Annotated in this window: 19 protein-coding genes and 2 pseudogenes; 14 read left to right on the plus strand and 7 right to left on the minus strand. The window is 40.1% G+C overall.

Going from position 1 to position 18,254, the window contains the following annotated elements; genetic code table 11:
* Positions 1 to 30 precede the first annotated feature (30 nt).
* The 3 genes and pseudogenes from plsX to yceD all read right to left on the minus strand — a co-directional run bounded on the left by plsX (position 31) and on the right by yceD (position 1,782).
* Positions 31 to 1,056: a phosphate acyltransferase PlsX gene (plsX, locus tag GNP35_RS05315; protein ID WP_155695163.1), complete on the minus strand. Its 1,026-nt coding sequence runs from the start codon at positions 1,054 to 1,056 to the stop codon at positions 31 to 33.
* A 19-nt stretch (positions 1,057 to 1,075) separates the two neighbouring features.
* Positions 1,076 to 1,228 (minus strand): annotated as a pseudogene (gene rpmF / locus GNP35_RS05320) (50S ribosomal protein L32); the annotation flags it as partial.
* A gap of 20 nt (positions 1,229 to 1,248) precedes the next feature.
* Entirely contained in the window at positions 1,249 to 1,782 is a 534-nt protein-coding gene (gene yceD, locus GNP35_RS05325; RefSeq protein ID WP_155695165.1) for a 23S rRNA accumulation protein YceD, read from the minus strand.
* 135 nt (positions 1,783 to 1,917) lie between these two features.
* On the opposite strand from yceD, the gene GNP35_RS05330 reads away from it, so the two are divergent.
* On the plus strand, positions 1,918 to 2,523 hold the full coding sequence (locus GNP35_RS05330; protein WP_155695166.1) for a Maf family protein: 606 nt from the start codon (positions 1,918 to 1,920) through the stop codon (positions 2,521 to 2,523).
* Positions 2,524 to 2,563: 40 nt separating this feature from the next.
* Entirely contained in the window at positions 2,564 to 3,343 is a 780-nt protein-coding gene (locus tag GNP35_RS05335; protein ID WP_155695167.1) for a phytanoyl-CoA dioxygenase family protein, read from the plus strand.
* 66 nt (positions 3,344 to 3,409) lie between these two features.
* Here GNP35_RS05335 and rluC read toward each other — a convergent pair.
* Positions 3,410 to 4,383: pseudogene (rluC, locus tag GNP35_RS05340) on the minus strand (23S rRNA pseudouridine(955/2504/2580) synthase RluC).
* Between the two features lie 537 nt (positions 4,384 to 4,920).
* On the opposite strand from rluC, the gene rne reads away from it, so the two are divergent.
* Both rne and GNP35_RS16260 read left to right on the plus strand, forming a co-directional pair.
* Positions 4,921 to 7,515: a ribonuclease E gene (rne, locus tag GNP35_RS05345; protein ID WP_330997722.1), complete on the plus strand. Its 2,595-nt coding sequence runs from the start codon at positions 4,921 to 4,923 to the stop codon at positions 7,513 to 7,515.
* Positions 7,516 to 7,709: 194 nt separating this feature from the next.
* A complete protein-coding gene (locus tag GNP35_RS16260) occupies positions 7,710 to 7,862 on the plus strand; it encodes a hypothetical protein (RefSeq protein ID WP_330997723.1) in 153 nt (50 codons plus the stop codon).
* Positions 7,863 to 8,004: 142 nt separating this feature from the next.
* Here GNP35_RS16260 and GNP35_RS05350 read toward each other — a convergent pair whose 3' ends face one another.
* Together GNP35_RS05350 and GNP35_RS05355 are read right to left on the minus strand one after the other, a co-directional pair.
* Entirely contained in the window at positions 8,005 to 9,129 is a 1,125-nt protein-coding gene (locus tag GNP35_RS05350) for a PilT/PilU family type 4a pilus ATPase (protein WP_155695168.1), read from the minus strand.
* A gap of 21 nt (positions 9,130 to 9,150) precedes the next feature.
* The gene (locus GNP35_RS05355; RefSeq protein WP_155695169.1) at positions 9,151 to 10,209 is read right to left on the minus strand and encodes a type IV pilus twitching motility protein PilT; all 1,059 of its coding nucleotides are present in this window, start codon (positions 10,207 to 10,209) and stop codon (positions 9,151 to 9,153) included.
* Positions 10,210 to 10,243: 34 nt separating this feature from the next.
* Between GNP35_RS05355 and GNP35_RS05360 the strand changes: the two genes are divergently transcribed.
* Genes GNP35_RS05360 through GNP35_RS05375 form a run of 4 tightly spaced genes read left to right on the plus strand, consistent with a single transcriptional unit; the run spans position 10,244 to position 12,820 of the window.
* Positions 10,244 to 10,951, plus strand: coding sequence for a YggS family pyridoxal phosphate-dependent enzyme (locus GNP35_RS05360; RefSeq protein WP_155695170.1), 708 nt, complete (start codon positions 10,244 to 10,246; stop codon positions 10,949 to 10,951).
* Positions 10,952 to 10,974: 23 nt separating this feature from the next.
* Positions 10,975 to 11,820 (plus strand): pyrroline-5-carboxylate reductase, encoded by an 846-nt coding sequence (gene proC / locus GNP35_RS05365; protein ID WP_155695171.1) that lies wholly within the window; start codon positions 10,975 to 10,977, stop codon positions 11,818 to 11,820.
* A gap of 2 nt (positions 11,821 to 11,822) precedes the next feature.
* Positions 11,823 to 12,365 (plus strand): YggT family protein, encoded by a 543-nt coding sequence (locus GNP35_RS05370; RefSeq protein WP_155695172.1) that lies wholly within the window; start codon positions 11,823 to 11,825, stop codon positions 12,363 to 12,365.
* Positions 12,366 to 12,388: 23 nt separating this feature from the next.
* Positions 12,389 to 12,820 (plus strand): DUF4426 domain-containing protein, encoded by a 432-nt coding sequence (locus GNP35_RS05375; RefSeq protein WP_155695173.1) that lies wholly within the window; start codon positions 12,389 to 12,391, stop codon positions 12,818 to 12,820.
* Positions 12,821 to 12,958: 138 nt separating this feature from the next.
* Here the strand turns inward: GNP35_RS05375 and GNP35_RS05380 are convergent, their stop codons facing one another.
* Positions 12,959 to 13,189: a DUF2789 domain-containing protein gene (locus GNP35_RS05380; RefSeq protein ID WP_155695174.1), complete on the minus strand. Its 231-nt coding sequence runs from the start codon at positions 13,187 to 13,189 to the stop codon at positions 12,959 to 12,961.
* A 137-nt stretch (positions 13,190 to 13,326) separates the two neighbouring features.
* Between GNP35_RS05380 and GNP35_RS05385 the strand changes: the two genes are divergently transcribed.
* From GNP35_RS05385 to rodA, 6 genes are all read left to right on the plus strand, one after another.
* The gene (locus GNP35_RS05385; protein ID WP_155695175.1) at positions 13,327 to 13,962 is read left to right on the plus strand and encodes a GNAT family N-acetyltransferase; all 636 of its coding nucleotides are present in this window, start codon (positions 13,327 to 13,329) and stop codon (positions 13,960 to 13,962) included.
* An 18-nt stretch (positions 13,963 to 13,980) separates the two neighbouring features.
* Positions 13,981 to 14,316, plus strand: coding sequence for an Mpo1-like protein (locus tag GNP35_RS05390; protein WP_155695176.1), 336 nt, complete (start codon positions 13,981 to 13,983; stop codon positions 14,314 to 14,316).
* 78 nt (positions 14,317 to 14,394) lie between these two features.
* Positions 14,395 to 14,724 carry a ribosome silencing factor gene (gene rsfS, locus GNP35_RS05395; RefSeq protein ID WP_155695177.1) on the plus strand — a complete coding sequence of 110 codons (330 nt, stop codon included), beginning with the start codon at positions 14,395 to 14,397 and terminating at the stop codon, positions 14,722 to 14,724.
* Positions 14,725 to 14,730: 6 nt separating this feature from the next.
* The gene (gene rlmH / locus GNP35_RS05400) at positions 14,731 to 15,201 is read left to right on the plus strand and encodes a 23S rRNA (pseudouridine(1915)-N(3))-methyltransferase RlmH (protein ID WP_155695178.1); all 471 of its coding nucleotides are present in this window, start codon (positions 14,731 to 14,733) and stop codon (positions 15,199 to 15,201) included.
* Positions 15,202 to 15,204: 3 nt separating this feature from the next.
* On the plus strand, positions 15,205 to 17,142 hold the full coding sequence (gene mrdA / locus GNP35_RS05405; RefSeq protein ID WP_155695179.1) for a penicillin-binding protein 2: 1,938 nt from the start codon (positions 15,205 to 15,207) through the stop codon (positions 17,140 to 17,142).
* Entirely contained in the window at positions 17,135 to 18,253 is a 1,119-nt protein-coding gene (rodA, locus tag GNP35_RS05410; protein WP_330997724.1) for a rod shape-determining protein RodA, read from the plus strand. Before mrdA ends, rodA begins: the two co-directional genes overlap by 8 nt.
* The last annotated feature ends 1 nt before the right edge of the window (position 18,254 follow it).

The raw sequence follows: 18,254 nt of genomic DNA on the forward strand, positions 1-18,254 counted from the left end.
CCTCTCTGTTTGCCTTTAAGACTAATTCATTTAGTCAACAGCGTTTAACATGACCTCAACTTTGTCCTTTATTTTTTCCGGAACCTGGCGCTGAGCTTCTGTTATCGCTTCTTTTATAGCACTGTAAAAGGCTTTTGAAGAAGCATTGCCGTGACTTTTGACAACAATTCCGCGCAATCCTACCAGACTCGCACCGTTATAGTGGTCGGGGTTCATCTTTGAAAAGAGTTTTCTTATACCTGGCATGAGTATGCCAATCATGATTTTGCTGAAAAATGAGGTTTCGCTCATTGCTCGCAACTTAGAGATAATAAGCTTCGCAACGCCTTCTATTGTTTTAAGCGCAACGTTTCCTACAAAACCGTCACACACAATAACATCGGCTTTTCCGGCAAATATATCGTTGCCTTCTGCAAATCCTATATAGTTGATATGCTCACACTGCATTAATTTATCTGCTGTGCGTTTTAGATGCTCCGCTCCCTTAATGTCTTCTTCACCTACATTAAGCAGTGCAATACGGGGGTTTTCTATACCTTCAACTTCTTTTGCCATCACAGCGCCCATTACGGCAAACTGAAACAAGGTATCGGAGCAGTGGTGAATATTGGCACCTAAGTCTAGTAATAAGACTTTGTCGTCTTCATAAGTTGGCAAAGCGCTAATTAGTGCAGGTCGTTTTATTGAAGGTAAGGTTTTTAATACATATCGAGCAATGGCTAATAGCGCTCCGGTATTACCGGCGGAAACACACGCATCAGCTTGCTTGTCTTTCACTAACTCGAGTGCTTTTCGCATAGACGAATGCGGTTTTCTACGTAGAGCAAGATCTGGACGCTCATCTTGGTTAACAACTTGTTCGGCATGAACAACGGTTAATCGAGGGTGACCTAATGCATTGTTTTTATTTAAAGCAGTATGAATACTTTGTGAGTGACCACAAAGGTAAAGGTGCAGATATGGGAAATCAGCTACAGCTTTGATCGCTGCAGGAATAGTAGATCGGGGGCCATAATCGCCCCCCATCATATCAAGCGCGATGTGGATATCACGCATATTAAGTCTAGGCTAGGCCTTACTTAATTTTACGACCTTTATAATAGCCGTCAGCTGTCATGTGGTGACGACGGTGAGTTTCACCAGTCGTTTGATCTACAGACAAGTTTTCGATTGTTAATGCATCATGTGAACGACGCATGCCACGTCTAGCTCGGGATTTCTTACTTTTTGAACCGCCATTGCCGTCTCCTAAGTTTTAAGTTTTTTTAATACTTCAAACGGATTAGGTTTTTCCTGCACCGTCGCTTCTGGCGCTAACTCACCAAAGCTCATATTCTTGTTACCAAGTTCACAATCTTTTGGTTCATGCATTGCTACAATAGGCAGCGCCAACATTAATTCGTCTTCAACCAAATGAACAAGGCTAATAGAGCCATATTCGTCTAGTTCAATTTCATCATATGCTTCCGGTATTGGATCTTCACTTTCCTTAGCCGCGTTACGTATAGGCGTATAAACGAAGTCAGCTGTTACCTCTGCCTTCAGTCCTTTGCCACAACGTTGACAAGTTAGTTCTAAACTAGCTGTCGCCGTGCCCTGAATCACAACCAAATCCTGTGGATCAACTCCACATTCAATAGATACGTTCACGTGATCTGTTAATACTTCAGCCACTTCATTTAGACGTGACAGATTTCCCTTGACGATAATACCGTCATAGGTCATACGTTTTAACGCAGCTTTCGCTGGCTCGATCGAGAGAGGAATTTTTACCGTTTGCATAGGGCGCGCATATTATAGTGAAGGAAACTGAGAGTCAAAAGAAAATGACCTTATTCCCTTAAAAAATAGAAATTAGCCATGTAAAATAGCGTATATTCCTTTTATCATCGTTAAATAGATTAAAAAAGAATCATTATGACTAATCGCGAAAATCGAACCATCATTTTAGGCTCAACTTCACCATTTAGAAAGGCCTTATTAGAAAAATTAAATATATCCTTTAAAACTGACAAGCCTGAAGTCGACGAAACCCCTCTTCAAAACGAAACGCCTGATAAACTAGTTGCAAGACTCGCTTTATTAAAAGCACAAGCCGTGTCTGAACGACATTCTAACTCTATAGTCATTGGCTCAGACCAGGTCGCCGTTTTTGATGGTGAAATACTTGGTAAGCCACATACTCACGAAAACGCCGTTAAGCAATTAAGTAAGTTTTCAGGTAATACTGTGACCTTTTTAACCGGCTTAACAGTGATTGATACTAATAGTGGCTTAACAAAGACACTTGTTGAACCCTTTGACGTGGTATTTAAAACACTAACGTTAGAAATGATTAATCAATATCTTTTTGCGGAAAAACCTTATAAATGCGCAGGAAGCTTCAAGAGCGAAGCATTAGGTATTTGTTTATTTGAAAAACTAGCTGGTGACGATCCTAATACTTTAATAGGGTTACCATTAATAAAGCTAGTTGGTATTTTAGGCGAAATGGATTATTCCGTTTTGGCACAACAAAAATAATTGAAGTTACCTTCATAAGACTTAATGCAAGGAAGTTTCGATGATAACTGATTTACATAGGCAAAGTTTTGAACGGGATGGGTTCCTACAGCTAGATTTGGAACTTCCTGTTGAGCTTATAGATTCTGCTAGAAATGACTTCTTAGCACTATATGAAGCCGGTGATAAAGATAACCGTTTGTTTAACGGTTGGAAGTCCAGCAAGAACATTGAGTCCCTAGCATTGAATAACACAATTATTCAGGTACTTAGTGAACTCTATGGCATGAAACCAAGGCCATTTCAAACACTAAACTTTTTGAAAGGGACAGAACAAAAAGCCCACTCAGATAGTATTCACTTTAATACTCAGCCATTTGGCCGTATGTGTGGAGTCTGGATAGCACTTGAAGATATAAATGAAAAACAAGGCCCTTTGATCTATTACCCTGGCAGTCATTTGTTAGCGGAATTTAATATGCCAGACATAGGCCTAAGAGGAAATAGAGATGATTACCCTAAATATGAAGATTATGTAGAATCATTAATTGAAAACAATCGTTATCCCAAAAAACTGGGGGTCTTAAAGAAAGGTGAAATAATCATTTGGGCGGCTAACTTAATTCATGGTGGTAGTCCGCATCAAAACAAAAGTCTGACTCGACTTTCTCAAGTAAATCATTACTTTTTCCCGAGCAAGTATTATTGGCAACCGTTGTCTAGTAAAAGGGCAAGATCAATCGTCGAACCACCTTGGTTAGATGGCAAGTATGGTAACCCTTTAGTTAGAGTCTTTAAGAAGGCATATTTACATTATAGAAATAAATATTTGGCTAGGTGAAACAGTTATTTGACGTGCGCTTTACTCACAAATAAAGCGCACAGTACCTCAATATTAAGTTAATTTTTATTCTTGAGACATAGCCTGCTCACCAAGCTTTTGTAACACAACTTCTAACTCAGGTTGAAGCGGCGCCTCAAAACGCATTGTAGTTTCAGATAACGGATGAAAAAATGAAATTTCCTTAGCGTGAAGGAATAATCTATTTAACCCAACTTTTTTAACAACTTTATCAAATTCACGATCACCATACTTATCATCACATGCAATTGGATGCCCTTGGCAAGCCGTGTGGACTCGAATTTGGTGCGTTCGACCAGTCTGGGGTCGAGCTTCAACTAAGCTACAATCTTTGAAATTACTCAATACCGAAAACAGCGTACAAGACTTTTTGCCTTCCTCTCTATCTGTAATAACTAGACGTTCGCCAGACTTAGTGGTGATTTTCTTAAGTGGTTCCTGTACTGACTTTTGTTTTTCCGACCATTGTCCTCTAACTAAAGCCCAATAAACCTTGTTCATAGTCTTAATTCTTAATTGCTCATGTAACGAAACTAAAACGGAACGTTTTTTGCAATTAGTAAAATACCTGAAGTATCTCGGTCAAGGCGGTGTACAAGTTCCATCATTTTTTCTTTTGGTCTTAACGCTCTTAAGCCTTCAATCACACCAAAACTTACGCCGCTACCACCATGAACCGCGATGCCCGAAGGCTTGTTCATTACAATTAGGGACTTGTCTTCAAAGATAATCGCTTTTTCCAACGCTTGCACTGAGCTTAAACCGGCAGAAATACCTTCGCTTTCTTCTTTTACGCGGACCGGCGGAACTCGAACAATATCGCCTAGTTGCAGCTTGTAAGTTTGCTTTATTCTTCCTTTATTAACCCTAACTTCACCTTTGCGGAGAATCTTATAAATTACGCTCTTTGGGCACCCTTTTAATAAGGTGATCAAAAAGTTATCTATGCGTTGACCCTCATGAACATCGTCTATTTCTATTTGTTGTACTTTTGGGAAATTTATCGCTTTTTCTGACATAGTTTTTGATTCACTCACAAATTTAAATAATTTTATTCAATTTTACGCTTAATTTCTGTTGCTATAATCCACTTTCACGTCGATAATAGCACGGCTTATAAAGCAACTGATTGAACTGCCTCACGTAATGAACGTAAGAGTCATGTAACGGAGCAGGGTTTGAGGCCGCGATGATATCAGAATTAACCGAGTATGTTTATCTTTCATTTTTAACAAACATACCGAATAAAGAACACCAGACCTCAAACCTCCACGCCACTTAAGTAAGGTAATGCGAGTAACATATTACCCTCTTCTTTAACCGTTCAGACCAGTCAAATCGAGGCGTCTATTTAACCAGTGCCACCATTCCCGTTTTGTTTACGATAATGGCACAGACAGAATTCTAAAAATTTGGAATTGATAAACCTTTAATTACAGTCGAGATGATTGAAATTTGACAGATAACTAGTTGAGAAACTACACAGTGTCGAGGTGTATTCAAGTGCATCGAACATTAATGGAATGTGGCCTACTACTAAAAGAAGAGCTACATACATGAAACGCATGTTAATTAATGCCACGCAACAAGAAGAAATGCGTGTTGCGTTGGTTGATGGTCAAAAACTGTACGACCTGGACATAGAAAGCCCAGGCCATGAACAGAAAAAGGCCAACATCTATAAAGGAACCATCACTCGAGTAGAGCCTAGCTTAGAAGCGGCTTTTGTTGATTATGGTGCCGACCGCCACGGCTTTTTGCCACTTAAAGAAATTGCACGTAATTACTTCCCATCAGATTATAAATTCAGTGGTCGCCCTAACATCAAAGAAGTGGTGAAAGAAGGCCAAGAAGTTATTATTCAAATTGATAAAGAAGAGCGTGGCCAAAAAGGTGCCGCACTTACTACTTTCATCAGTGTTGCTGGCAGTTACCTTGTATTAATGCCTAACAACCCAAGAGCCGGCGGTATTTCACGTCGAATCGAAGGTGACGAGCGCACTCAACTTAAATCTGCATTAAGCAAGCTTGAGTTACCAAAAGGTATGGGCTTAATCGTACGTACTGCTGGTGTTGGTAAATCTTACGAAGAATTGGAATACGATTTACGTGCCCTACTTCTTCACTGGGATGCCATTCAACAAGCAGCTGACAGCCGACCTGCGCCGTTCTTAATTCATCAAGAAAGTAACGTTGTATTTCGTGCTATTCGTGACTATTTAAAACGTGATGTTGGTGAAATTATTATCGACAGCCAGAACGTATTTAATGAAGCCAAAAGCCACATTGAATTATTCCGTCCTGACTTTTTAGACCGCGTTAAGCTTTACCAAGGTGAAGTTCCGTTATTTACTCATTACCAAATTGAGTCGCAAATCGAATCTGCGTTCCAACGTGAAGTTCGATTGCCATCTGGTGGTTCAATTGTTATTGATCCTACAGAAGCACTTGTTTCAATTGACATTAACTCGTCAAAGGCAACAAAAGGCAGCGACATTGAAGAAACGGCGCTTAATACTAACCTAGAAGCTGCTGAAGAAATTGCTCGTCAACTTCGTTTGCGTGATTTAGGTGGTTTATTAGTTATCGATTTCATCGATATGACACCGCCAAAGCATCAACGTGATGTAGAAAACAGATTAAAAGACAGCGTTAAACAAGACCGTGCACGTGTTCAAATTGGCAAAATCAGCCGCTTTGGACTACTTGAAATGTCACGCCAGCGTTTACGTCCATCATTAGGCGACGCGAGCCAACATACTTGTCCTCGTTGTGATGGCCAAGGTACAATTCGTTCTAACGAATCTTTAGCACTTTCTATTCTTCGTTTAATCGAAGAGGAAGCGATTAAAGAGAACACAGCTCAAATTCAAGCTCAAGTTCCAGTTGTTGTTTCATCTTACTTACTAAATGAAAAGCGTGATGCGGTTCGTCACATTGAGAAAAATAATAACGTCAGCGTTGTTATTATTCCTAATATTCATTTAGAAACTCCGCACTATGAAGTATTACGTGTTCGTGTTGATGAAGAATTAGCTGATACTAGTTTTAAAATGGTGAAGCAGCCAGAGCAGAATGATTTTGTTAAAGAAATTGTTGTGCCAATGAAAAAAGAAATTGAGCAGCCTGTACTAAAAGGTTTTGCAGCTCCAGTAGCTCCAGCTCCCTCTCAACCAGCACCAACTCCAGCGGCGACAACAAAACAAGCTGAAGTTAAAGGCCCTGGTTTATTTGAAAAAATTGGTAAGTTTATCTCAGACCTATTTTCATCTGATGACTCAGCAAAGAAAACAAGCAAGAGTAATTCAAGTGGTAAAGGTAAGAATGAACGTGGCGACAAAAACGATCGTAACTCAAATCGTCGCAACAACAATAAAAACAAAAACCGCAATAATAGAAACCGCCCTCAAGATAAAGACAAGAGTAAAGAAGCAGACTCTCGTAACGAGCGTGTAGAAAATACGGATGAAAAACGCAGCGAAAATAAGCGTAACAAGCCTAAAAACCCGCGTAATCAAAATAGAAGAAAACCTGAAACTACTGAGAAAGTAGGTTCTGAGCAAGTAAGTCAAGCGCCGGCGGCGAAAGAAGAAAAGGTTCAAGAGCGTCGTAAACGCAGAAATAATCGTAAAAAAGTACGCATTGAGAAAACTGAAAACAATGCGACGGATGCAGCGATTAATAACGTTAGCGAAGCTGAAGTACCTAAGGTAGAGGCTGTAAATACGCAACCTACTGTTAGCGCTAAAACTGAAGAGCAAATAGTTGAAACCACTACGAGTGAATCAAATAGTGCACCGACAGAAGCTGTAAAAGTTGAAGCAATTGAGGCAATAAGCACTCAAGAAACTGAAAGCAAAAAGGCTCCGGTAAAATCGCGTAATAAACCTTTGTCTAAGTCTAGTACTAAGAATGAAGAACGTAGAGGCTCTATTAAATCTAAAGTGCAAACTGAAGATAAAGCTGAGACTAATTCAGACTTGTCGAACGATGAGCCTGTAGCTGTAGACTCAACTTCAGAGGCTGTTGAAGCTAAGCCAGTTGTTGAAACTAAACCTGATGTTGAAGCTAAACCAACGACAGAAGCTCCAGTTGAACAAAAACGGCAGAAGTACAACCTACTTCAGAGCCAGCACCAAAAGCCGATGTAGAAACTCCAGCAGAAGTTAAAGTAGATGCTGAAGTAAAAGCAGATTCTGAGGTTGTAGAAAGTCGCTATCCAGAGAACGATGCTGAGTTCGAAAAGAACCACAAGCACCCGACTCCAGTTGCAGAAACTATTGAGAAGGTGTTACACGAACCTAGTGTTGCTAAACCAAGCTACAAAGGAACGTCTAGCGCGCCAATGACAAAGCCTGCTCCTGCTGAGAAAACTGAAGGCCCTATGCCAACAGTAATGGCTGCAGAAGACCGTACTAAGGTTGTTGTATCAGCAAGAACCGGCGGAGCGTCACAAGCTACAGGCTCTGCAACATCTGAAACAAAAAAAACGTTGTAAGGCTACCAAACTTTAAAACGTAAACAATAAGGTCTGTAAAACAGACCTTATTAAAAACAAAAAAAACGAGGCAATTGCCTCGTTTTTTTATGCTTACTCAAGTGCTATAGCTTACATTACACTTTAGTCCATTAGATTTAACTTAGTCATCCTTTTGGATACCGTCCACAGTTACACCTTGTAAGAATCCAGAGCCAGTCTGCTCATTGTTTCTTAGTTTAATCATTAACCTTAAATCATTTGGTGAATCCGCGTGATGCAGAGCATCTGCATAACTGATCCTAGACTCTTGGTAAAGGTCAAATAAAGCTTGGTCGAAGGTTTGCATACCAAACTCTTTAGATTTACCCATCACCTCTTTAATGCCTGAAATATCACCTTTTTTGATTAACTCTCCTACCATAGGAGAATTAAGTAATACTTCAATAGCTGCTACTCGACCAATACCATCGCTAGTTTGGATAAGCTGTTGGGCAACAATAGCTTTTAAATTTAGAGCCAAATCATACTTAAGCTTGTCGTGTTTTTCTTTTGGAACTAAGTGCATTATTCGGTCTATTGCTTGGTTAGCATTATTTGCGTGCAATGTAGCTACACACAAGTGGCCTGTTTCAGCAAACGACAATGCATATTCCATAATCTCTTGAGAGCGTATTTCACCAATTAAAATAACATCCGGGGCTTGTCTTAATGAGCTTTTTAACGCTGACTCAAAAGACGGCGTATCAATACCAACTTCCCTTTGCGTTACCATGCAACGTTTATGCTCGTGTACAAACTCGATTGGATCTTCAATTGTAAGAATATGACCTTTAGAATTACGGTTTCGGTAACCAAGCAAAGCCGCTAAACTTGTCGACTTACCCGTACCTGTGCCACCTACAAATAAAACTAGTCCACGCTTTGCCATAATAACGTCTTTAAGTGCAGCCGGCAGGCCTAACTCATCAACATCAGGAATATTGGTGACGATACGCCTAACCACCATACCAACGTTATCTCGCTGCCAAAAAGCAGACACACGGAATCTTCCAGAATCATTAGCAACGGCAAAGTTACACTCTTTTTCTGAGTCAAATTCATTTTGCTGTTTATCTGACATGCAGCTACGAACTAATCGTTCAGCCTCCATGTCAGAAAGAGGTTCATGATCTAGAGGTGTTAGCTCGCCATTAATTTTGGCGCTGATGGGTAACCCTGCAGTTATAAATAGGTCAGAGGCTTTTTCAGCCACCATTTTTAAAAATATTTGTTCCATTGAGTCCATTACATACTCCAATATTGACTCTTAGAATCCGCCGCCGAAACCCTGACTGAATAGGTTTTTATCATGGGCTTTGGCCTGTGCGTTTTCTTTACTAATTAAACCTTTATTCATCAAGTTTAATAAGCATTGATCCATCGTTTGCATTCCATGCGCCGCGCCGGTTTGAATTGACGAGTACATTTGCGCAACTTTATCTTCTCTAATTAAATTTCTGATTGCTGGTATGCCCATCATGATTTCATGGGCCGCAACTCGGCCACCGCCGGTTTTTTTACACAACGTTTGTGATATTACTGCGCGAAGTGATTCAGATAGCATGGAGCGAACCATGTCTTTTTCATCGCCAGGGAATACGTCAACAATACGGTCAATCGTTTTAGGCGCAGAGGTTGTATGTAAGGTACCAAAAACCAAATGTCCGGTTTCCGCAGCCGTCATCGCTAAACGAATGGTTTCTAAATCTCGTAGCTCACCAACTAATATAACGTCAGGATCTTCACGAAGAGCAGATCGCAATGCATTACTAAAGCTTAAAGTATCTCTATGCACTTCCCTTTGACTGATTAGGCTTTGTTTATTTTGATGTACAAATTCTATTGGATCTTCAATTGTTAAGATGTGGTCGTGACGTTGTGCGTTAATGTAATCAATCATTGCCGCTAATGTAGTGGATTTACCAGAACCCGTTGGCCCGGTAACCAAAACAAGGCCACGAGGGTTTTCAGCGATATCCTTAAAAATATCTGGCGCTCCAATATCTTCTAAACTTAACACTTCTGATGGGATGGTACGGAATACAGCCGCAGCTCCGCGATCAATATTAAAAGCATTCACACGGAAACGAGCTAAATCGGGTACTGAGAAAGAAAAATCCGTTTCTAAGTTTTCTTCGTATTCTTTACGTTGCTTATCATTCATAATATCGTAGATAAGTGCTTGAACTTCGCGTGCATCTAATGCCGGAATGTTGACTCGTCTCACATCACCATCAACGCGGATCATTGGTGGAGTTCCAGCAGAAAGGTGTAAATCTGATGCTTTATGTTGCACACTAAAAGCAAGTAATTCAGTAATATCCATATGGCTAACCTATTAAATAACTAAGACACTGTATATGTCAGAAAATAACGTTAACATTACCATAGCAAATCGACTGGCAACTGCCCACGACAAAATAAGCGATGCCTCAAAAAAAGCAGGCCGACTTCCCGAACATGTCAGCTTAATTGCCGTTAGCAAAACAAAACCGCCGTCTGATATCGAAGCTGCCTTCCGAGCTGGGCAGTTAGAGTTTGGCGAAAACTATGTACAAGAGCTTGCTGATAAAGCCCAGCAGCTTTCTAAATTAGAAAACCTTTGTTGGCACTTTATCGGTCCTATTCAGAGTAACAAAACAGCGTTAATCGCTGAACATGCCAATTGGGTCGACAGTTTAGATCGCATTAAAATTGCCCGACGACTAAACAAACATTGTGAAGAGTTAAACAAACAAATGAATGTTCTAATTCAAGTTAATATCTCTGACTCAAATACAAAATCAGGCATTGCCCTTCTCGATGTAGCAAATTTTGCTGAAGAGATTCAAGAATTTAAATATTTAACCCTTAGAGGCTTGATGGCTATTCCCGATGAATATTTAGATAAAAACAAACAAAAAGCAGAGTTTGAACAACTAAACACTTGTTTTTTGGCACTTAAGCATCAATATCAAACGGTAGATACCTTGTCATTAGGCATGACTAACGACATGGAAGCCGCTATATTAAGTGGTAGTACTATGATTAGGCTTGGTACCGCCATATTTGGCCCTCGTACTAATTAAATAAACAACATCACGGGATTTTAATGACACAAAATAACAACACTTCGTATGCATTTATTGGCGCGGGAAACATGTCTGGCGCTATTATTGGTGGAATGGTTAATAGTGGTGTAGAGCCATCTCGAATTATTGCAACCAATCGTACAAAGGAAAAACAACAAGCTTTAAAAGCTAAATTTGGCATTACTACTGATTTAGATAATCAGGAAGCTATTAAACAGGCTGACGTTGTAATCCTAGGTGTTAAGCCACAAATGATGGCTGATGTGTTAACTGACTTAGTTTCAAACGGTGCAGACTTTTCTGACAAACTTGTGGTAACTGTGGCTGCTGGTTTATTGGTGAAACGTTATACTGACATAATTGGCGATGTACGATTTGTTCGCTGTATGCCAAATACGCCATCATTAGTTGGTCATGGCGTGTCTGGGTTATATGTTGGCTCTAGCCAAGCTCGTTTCGACAAATCAGTAATCGAACAAGATATACAAATAACAACTGAATTATTTAGCCACGTTGGCGCTACTGTTTGGTTGAAATCGGAATCAGAGATTGATCAACTTGCCGCAGTTTCTGGTTCGGGTCCCGCATACTTCTTTGCCTTTATGGAAGCGATGGCTAATAAGGCTAAAGAATTTGGGTTTAGCGAAGGTGTTGCCAATGTAATGGTTCAAGAAACCGCAATTGGCGCTGCAAAAATGACATTTAACAAAGACAAAAGTTTTGCCGAGCTGCGTGAAAATGTAACCTCCCCTGGAGGCTCTACGGCCGCTGCTTTAAACGTATTTAATAATAACAACCTTCAAGCTACCGTAAATGAAGCACTCGATGCTGCGGTAACTAGAGCTCAAGAGATGAGTAAACTTTAATTATGCAAGCTACCCAATTTTTAGTTAATACTTTATTCGACCTCTATCTAATGGTCGCCATTTTGAGAGTCTGGTTACAATTGGCTCGTGCTGACTTTTATAACCCTGTTAGTCAGTTTGTTGTTAAAGCGACAAACCCTTTGCTCATTCCATTGCGCAAGGTCGTACCGGGACTAGGAGGAATAGACTGGGCCGGTGTGCTATTAGTTATCTTTGTTGCATTTGCAAAAGTCGCTACGTTGCAACTCATGTTTGGCGGTGCTTTTCCTTGGGTTAGTATTTTAGTAGCCAGTTTGATAACAGTTGTGCAAGAGGTGTTCACGTTGGTTTTTTGGGTGACCATAATTCGAGCTATTTTGAGCTGGATTAGTCAAGGTTACAATCCGATTGAGGCATTGTTGCATCAACTCACAGACCCCTTGCTTGCACCAGTTCGAAAGGTTATTCCACCTCTAGGCGGTCTAGATTTAAGCTTACTAGTATTTTTGATTGCCCTACAGTTTGTACAATTATTATTTAATGACTTTTTAAGTCGTTTACTATAAAAGCAATGAACGGAAAACTCATTATGAATAAATTAATATTAGCCATTACCTTGTTCGTTTCAATGTTGCTGTTATCTCCTAGTGCGAGTGCGGAACAAAAAATTACTAAAGGTGATTGGGACATCCATTACATTGCCTTTCCAAGTTCGTTTATTAAACCAGAAACTGCACGCGAGTATAACTTGGAGCGCAGTCGTTATATGGCTATTGTCAATATATCGGTTTTGGATAGCAGCACACAGAAAGCGCAAAATGTGAGTTTAACTGGCAATGCAAAAAATCTCTTAGGCCAAACTAAGCAGCTTAGCTTCAAAAAAGTAAAGGAAGGCGACGCAATTTATTATTTGGCGCAGCTCAAGCACAGAGACGAAGAAAACCTTAACTTTACGATTGAAGTTCAACGAGGAAATCGTACAGAAACAATTAAATTCAAGAAAAAGCTCTACGTTGATTAACATCAGACAGCTTAGTTAAAAACAATAGTTAGGGCGTACAACCGCCCTATTTATTATACGACTGAACCTATAAACCTATAAACCTATGAACGTCTTTGCCATCACTTAGCTTCATCATTCTAAGTTGTATTCTATGCGTTATTTTCGCAGCATCGCATCTAACTGATCTACTATTTCACTCCAATCACCATCTGATTCTAGAGAATCTCGTAAAAATGAAGATTGAGACGCACTCCAAAAAGACGCTTCATCTATTGTTACGTCATCCGGAATATTATGTTCTTTAACAAAGTGATATATACCAGAACGCGTGCCATCTAGACCTAATTGTTCAAATAGCCCAGATATTGAATGTATTGACGTATCCATAAAACCCCCTAAGTTTTTAAAACTCTCTTATATAAAATAGCTTGTTTATTTAGGTACTGAAAAAAATATTCTTGGATATTTTAATAGTTATTGCTAACTTGGTTAAAATAACAACAAAAATGCAGGTGTTCAAATATATGACTGTCACAACCCAACTAGCTGAAGATAATGGTATAAAAGCAATTCTTTTAACCGCAGAAGACGTTAATTTAGCGGCCTCACTATTATATGTTGCTTACCACGACGATCCCATTTTCAAAGAGATATTTGATGGCACCAAAGAAGGTTATGATACTCGCTTGCGCGGTGCAATAAGAGAGGAGTTATCAGCATTTTGGCAAACTCAACAGCCTATGATTGGGTTGTTTTCGGGTCCTCATTTACTAGGGGTGGCTTGTCTTATAGAACCACAGAAAGGCCTAGAGCCAGAACGGTTTTGGCATTGGCGATTAAAAATGATGCTTCATGCTGGCTTTCTAAGTACCCAAAACATGATTGAAAAAGAAAAAAAGGTAGCAGCTGCGATCCCACACGAGCACTACCACCTTCTTACTTTTATCGCCATTCATCCAGATCATCAGCACCATGGCTTAGGTCAATACTTAGTAAAGGCCGTAGACTCAATTGTTTCAGAAAATCAAATTAGCGAGGGTGTCGCTGTTTTTGTTACAAAAGAAAATAATAAGCCATTGTTTGACGGCGATAATTATGAAACATTAACGAATATAACGATAGGTGACGTTGCCGGCACTTTAATGTTCCGCAATAAATAGAGATATAACTGGATTATTATGGCTAAACCCAAAAAGCTAAACTCTTTTAAAGCATTTTATCCTTACTATTTGTCTGAGCATCTGCATCCTATTTGCAGAGGCTTGCATTATGCCGGAAGTACTTTTGTTATTTTAGTTGCACTTTATGCCATCACGTCTAATCAATATATGTACTTTTGGTTGCTTCCCTTCATTGGGTATGGCTTTGCTTGGGTTGGCCATTTTTTTATAGAAAAGAACCGCCCAGCAACCTTTACCTACCCGTTTTACAGCTTTTTAGGCGACTGGGTAATGTTTAAAGACTTTTTAACAGGTCAGTTAGACAAAAAATTAAAACTTCACAACCTCGATTAAACGCGTAATGGCTGTACTATAAAAGCGTAGAAAGGTAGAATGGTTGTCCAAAAATTTCTTCTGAGAGTAACAAACGTTTTGCAAAATAAACAAATATTAGATTTCGTACTAGACAAAATTGATGATCTTAAAGCAAAAGACGTGCTTACATTTGATGTAGCAGAGACGTCTTCAATTACAGACTACATGGTAGTTTGCTCGGGTACATCAAAAAAACACGTCCAATCAATTGCAGATCACGTTTTAATGGAAGCAAAACAAACTGAAGACCCAGCATTAGGCTATGAAGGCATGGAAGAAGGCGAATGGGTTTTAGTTGACATGGGTCCAGTGGTTTTACACGTAATGCAAGATGCAACAAGAGACTTCTATCAACTTGAAAAACTTTGGCAGGAATCTAGCAAGTAATCGCTTATGAAGATTCAATTAGTCGCCGTTGGTAACAAAATGCCAGGCTGGGTAACATCAGGATTTCAAGAATACCAACGCCGCTTCCCTAGAGATTGTGCGTTTGAGCTTATTGAGATCACCCCTGGCAAACGAGGTAAAAATGCTGATATAGCAAGGATCCTTGAGCAGGAAGGTGAACGGATGTTAGCGGCGGTGCCTAAGTCAAATAGAGTTGTAACGCTTGAAGTCACCGGAAAGCCTTGGACTACACACGACCTTTCAAAACAACTTTCAAGTTGGCAAATGGATGGCCGCGACGTTAGTCTACTGGTTGGTGGACCAGAAGGGTTGGCACCCGCTTGCATTGCACGCTCTGAGCAAAAGTGGTCGCTATCACCTTTAACGCTGCCTCACCCAATGGTTCGCGTTGTTGTAGCAGAGAGCTTATATCGAGCTTGGAGTCTCAATAACAATCACCCTTATCATCGCGAATAACGTATGCGTAGAAACTCCTATCAAATGCAAGATCACACCGCCGAAGCGCATCTATTTGCTAGGCGCGCCATAACGGCTTTGATAGCGGTGGCCGCTCTGATGGGAGTGCTAATAGCAAATCTGTATTATTTACAGATAGAAAAATATCAAACATATCAAACCCGTTCTAATGAAAACCGGATCAAAGTCCAGCCTGTCCCGCCAAACCGAGGGATAATACGTGACATTAATGGCAACATACTCGCTGCCAATGAGCCAAGCTTTTCTTTAGAGATCATCCCCGAAGCCGTCACTGATATGGAATGGACGCTGTCAGAGTTACAGTTAATTATTGATATCCCGGACGAGCAAGTAGAACAGTTTAAACGAATTATAAAATACCAGCGCCGTTTTAAGAGCATCCCCATAAAAACAAAGCTAACCGAAAACGAAGTCGCCGCATTTTCAGTCAAACAACACTTATTTCCTGGCGTCGCTATTGAAGCTCGACTTAATCGCCACTATCCATATACAGACACCATGACTCATGTAATAGGTTATGTGGGTAAAATTAACAAACGTGACTTAAATAGGTTAGAACGAGAAGAACGAATTAAGAACTACGCAGCCACTCGTAGTATCGGGAAGTTAGGGCTCGAACGATTTTATGAAGAGCAACTTCACGGCACTACGGGCAGTGAAGAAGTAGAAGTAAACCATCGAAGCCGAGTATTAAGACAGCTGAGCATTGAAGCGCCCAAACCAGGTACAGACCTTCACTTAGCAATTGCCGTGGAAATGCAAGAACAAGCCAAAAAGTCGCTAAGACAAAACCGGGGAGCTATTGTTGCAATGGACCCTCGTGATGGCGCCATTTTAGCTATGTATTCCAACCCCAGTTACGACCCAAACCTTTTTGTAACAGGCATATCTCAAAAAGATTATTCATTGATATTGAATTCCAAAGATAAACCAATGCTCAATCGTACTACGCAAGGCCAATACCCGCCTGCGTCAACTATCAAGCCACAATTAGCATTGTTGGGCTTACACAAAAAGCTAGTTACTCCTGAAACTACCGTTTGGGATCCAGGATATTGGCGATTCCCTAATGTTGAAACCCAACGGAATTTTAGAGACTGGAAAGTTGGCGGCCATGGTTGGGTAGACCTAGTTACCGCGATTAAACAGTCTTGCGACATTTATTTTTACGACCTAGCCTACCGCCTAGGTATTGACGAAATAAGTCCATTCATCTCTAAATTTGGATTTGGAGATTATACCGGCATAGATATTCATGAAGAATATAAAGCGACGATGCCGTCAAGAGAATGGAAAAAAGAAAAGAAGCGTCAACCTTGGTATCAAGGAGATACTATCTCAATTGGAATTGGCCAGGGATATTGGACAGCAACGCCAATGCAACTTGCGATGGCGACGTCTGTATTAGTTAATAAAGGCGATGTGATTGAACCCAAAGTAGTATCAGCAACCAGTGTAGATGAATCTATTTCATTAACACCTATCAAAAAGCGAAATCCAGTTGTGGTCAACAACCCAAAACATTGGGACACTATTTTAGATTCAATGTATCAAACGGTAAATGCAATTGACGGTACAGCTCGCGCAGCTTTTGTCGACGCTGTTTATACCGCTGCTGGTAAAACAGGGACCGCGCAACTGTTCAGCCTTGGCGAAGATGAAGAATACGACGCTTCCAAAATCAATGAACGCCGACGTGATAATGCAATGTTCGTTGGTTATGCCCCTTATGATAATCCTAGTATTGTTATTGTTGTAGCGGTAGAAAATGCCGGAGGCGGCAGTGCTAATGCGGCTCCAGTTGCGAGAGAAATGATGGATTTATATTTTTCGATGGGATTAGCTAACAAACGAAACATCTCGACTGAAATCATAAATGTTGAAGAGACAGAATTAGCCGAGGAGAATAACGGTGGCTAAAACCGAAAATGAACGCCGACGCAGTTCTCTATTTTTTAGATTCCATATTGATTTGCCTTTATTGGCCGGTATTTTAACTCTAATGCTTATAAGCCTATTTGTGGTTTATAGTGCTGGTAGTCAAAATATGGATATGGTTGTAAGACAAATGGTTAGGATGGGTCTTGGTTTGTTTGTCATGTTGCTGGTCGCCCAAATTTCACCTTTCACCTATCAAAAATGGGCCCCTCATATATTTGTCACTGGTATATTATTACTCGTTGCTGTTCTGTTGTTTGGCGATATGGGAAAAGGCGCTCAGCGCTGGTTGAACCTCGGTATAATAAAGTTTCAACCTTCTGAAATAATGAAACTGTCTTTACCTATGATGATGGCTTGGTTTTTAAGTAAATACACGTTACCGCCGTCCCTAAAGAATACCTTCTTAGGGTTTATCATTATTGCAACACCTACACTTCTGATAGCTAAACAGCCAGATTTAGGTACTTCATTACTAGTAGCAAGTAGCGGCTTTTTTGTTATGTTTTTAGCCGGTTTAAGCCTGAGAGTATTATTTGGTTTAGTTATTTCTGTTGGCGCATTTTTACCAATCCTTTGGTTTTATTTAATGCATGGTTACCAAAAACAACGCGTACTTACCTTCTTAAATCCAGAAAGTGATCCGCTTGGCTCCGGTTACCACATCATTCAATCAAAAATAGCCATTGGCTCTGGTGGCACCGAAGGTAAAGGCTGGCTGCAAGGCACACAATCACAATTAGAGTTTTTACCTGAACGCCATACTGACTTTATTTTTTCTGTTTTTAGTGAAGAGTTTGGTTTTGTAGGTGTTCTTTTGCTGTTATCTATATACGCCTTTATTATCGTTAGAGGCATGCAAATAGCGTCGCGAGCGCAAGAAGCTTTCACCAAGTTATTAGCTGGCAGTTTAACGCTAACCTTTTTTGTCTATCTTTTTGTTAATATTGGTATGGTTTCGGGATTATTGCCGGTTGTGGGTGTTCCTTTACCTTTAGTGAGTTACGGTGGAACATCAATAGTGACTTTAATGGCAAGCTTCGGTATTTTAATGGCTATTGGAACTAATAAACGACTATTGGCTAGTACTTAAA

The sequence above is a fragment of the Psychrosphaera haliotis genome, from assembly GCF_009728465.1.
Classification (GTDB): domain Bacteria; phylum Pseudomonadota; class Gammaproteobacteria; order Enterobacterales; family Alteromonadaceae; genus Psychrosphaera; species Psychrosphaera haliotis.

Coding starts and splice junctions, on each gene's coding strand:
- plsX (WP_155695163.1), bottom strand. CDS start 1,056: ATGCGTGATATCCACATCGCGCTTGATATGATGGGGGGCGATTATGGC.
- yceD (WP_155695165.1), bottom strand. CDS start 1,782: ATGCAAACGGTAAAAATTCCTCTCTCGATCGAGCCAGCGAAAGCTGCG.
- GNP35_RS05330 (WP_155695166.1), top strand. CDS start 1,918: ATGACTAATCGCGAAAATCGAACCATCATTTTAGGCTCAACTTCACCA.
- GNP35_RS05335 (WP_155695167.1), top strand. CDS start 2,564: ATGATAACTGATTTACATAGGCAAAGTTTTGAACGGGATGGGTTCCTA.
- rne (WP_330997722.1), top strand. CDS start 4,921: ATGAAACGCATGTTAATTAATGCCACGCAACAAGAAGAAATGCGTGTT.
- GNP35_RS16260 (WP_330997723.1), top strand. CDS start 7,710: ATGACAAAGCCTGCTCCTGCTGAGAAAACTGAAGGCCCTATGCCAACA.
- GNP35_RS05350 (WP_155695168.1), bottom strand. CDS start 9,129: ATGGACTCAATGGAACAAATATTTTTAAAAATGGTGGCTGAAAAAGCC.
- GNP35_RS05355 (WP_155695169.1), bottom strand. CDS start 10,209: ATGGATATTACTGAATTACTTGCTTTTAGTGTGCAACATAAAGCATCA.
- GNP35_RS05360 (WP_155695170.1), top strand. CDS start 10,244: ATGTCAGAAAATAACGTTAACATTACCATAGCAAATCGACTGGCAACT.
- proC (WP_155695171.1), top strand. CDS start 10,975: ATGACACAAAATAACAACACTTCGTATGCATTTATTGGCGCGGGAAAC.
- GNP35_RS05370 (WP_155695172.1), top strand. CDS start 11,823: ATGCAAGCTACCCAATTTTTAGTTAATACTTTATTCGACCTCTATCTA.
- GNP35_RS05375 (WP_155695173.1), top strand. CDS start 12,389: ATGAATAAATTAATATTAGCCATTACCTTGTTCGTTTCAATGTTGCTG.
- GNP35_RS05380 (WP_155695174.1), bottom strand. CDS start 13,189: ATGGATACGTCAATACATTCAATATCTGGGCTATTTGAACAATTAGGT.
- GNP35_RS05385 (WP_155695175.1), top strand. CDS start 13,327: ATGACTGTCACAACCCAACTAGCTGAAGATAATGGTATAAAAGCAATT.
- GNP35_RS05390 (WP_155695176.1), top strand. CDS start 13,981: ATGGCTAAACCCAAAAAGCTAAACTCTTTTAAAGCATTTTATCCTTAC.
- rlmH (WP_155695178.1), top strand. CDS start 14,731: ATGAAGATTCAATTAGTCGCCGTTGGTAACAAAATGCCAGGCTGGGTA.
- mrdA (WP_155695179.1), top strand. CDS start 15,205: ATGCGTAGAAACTCCTATCAAATGCAAGATCACACCGCCGAAGCGCAT.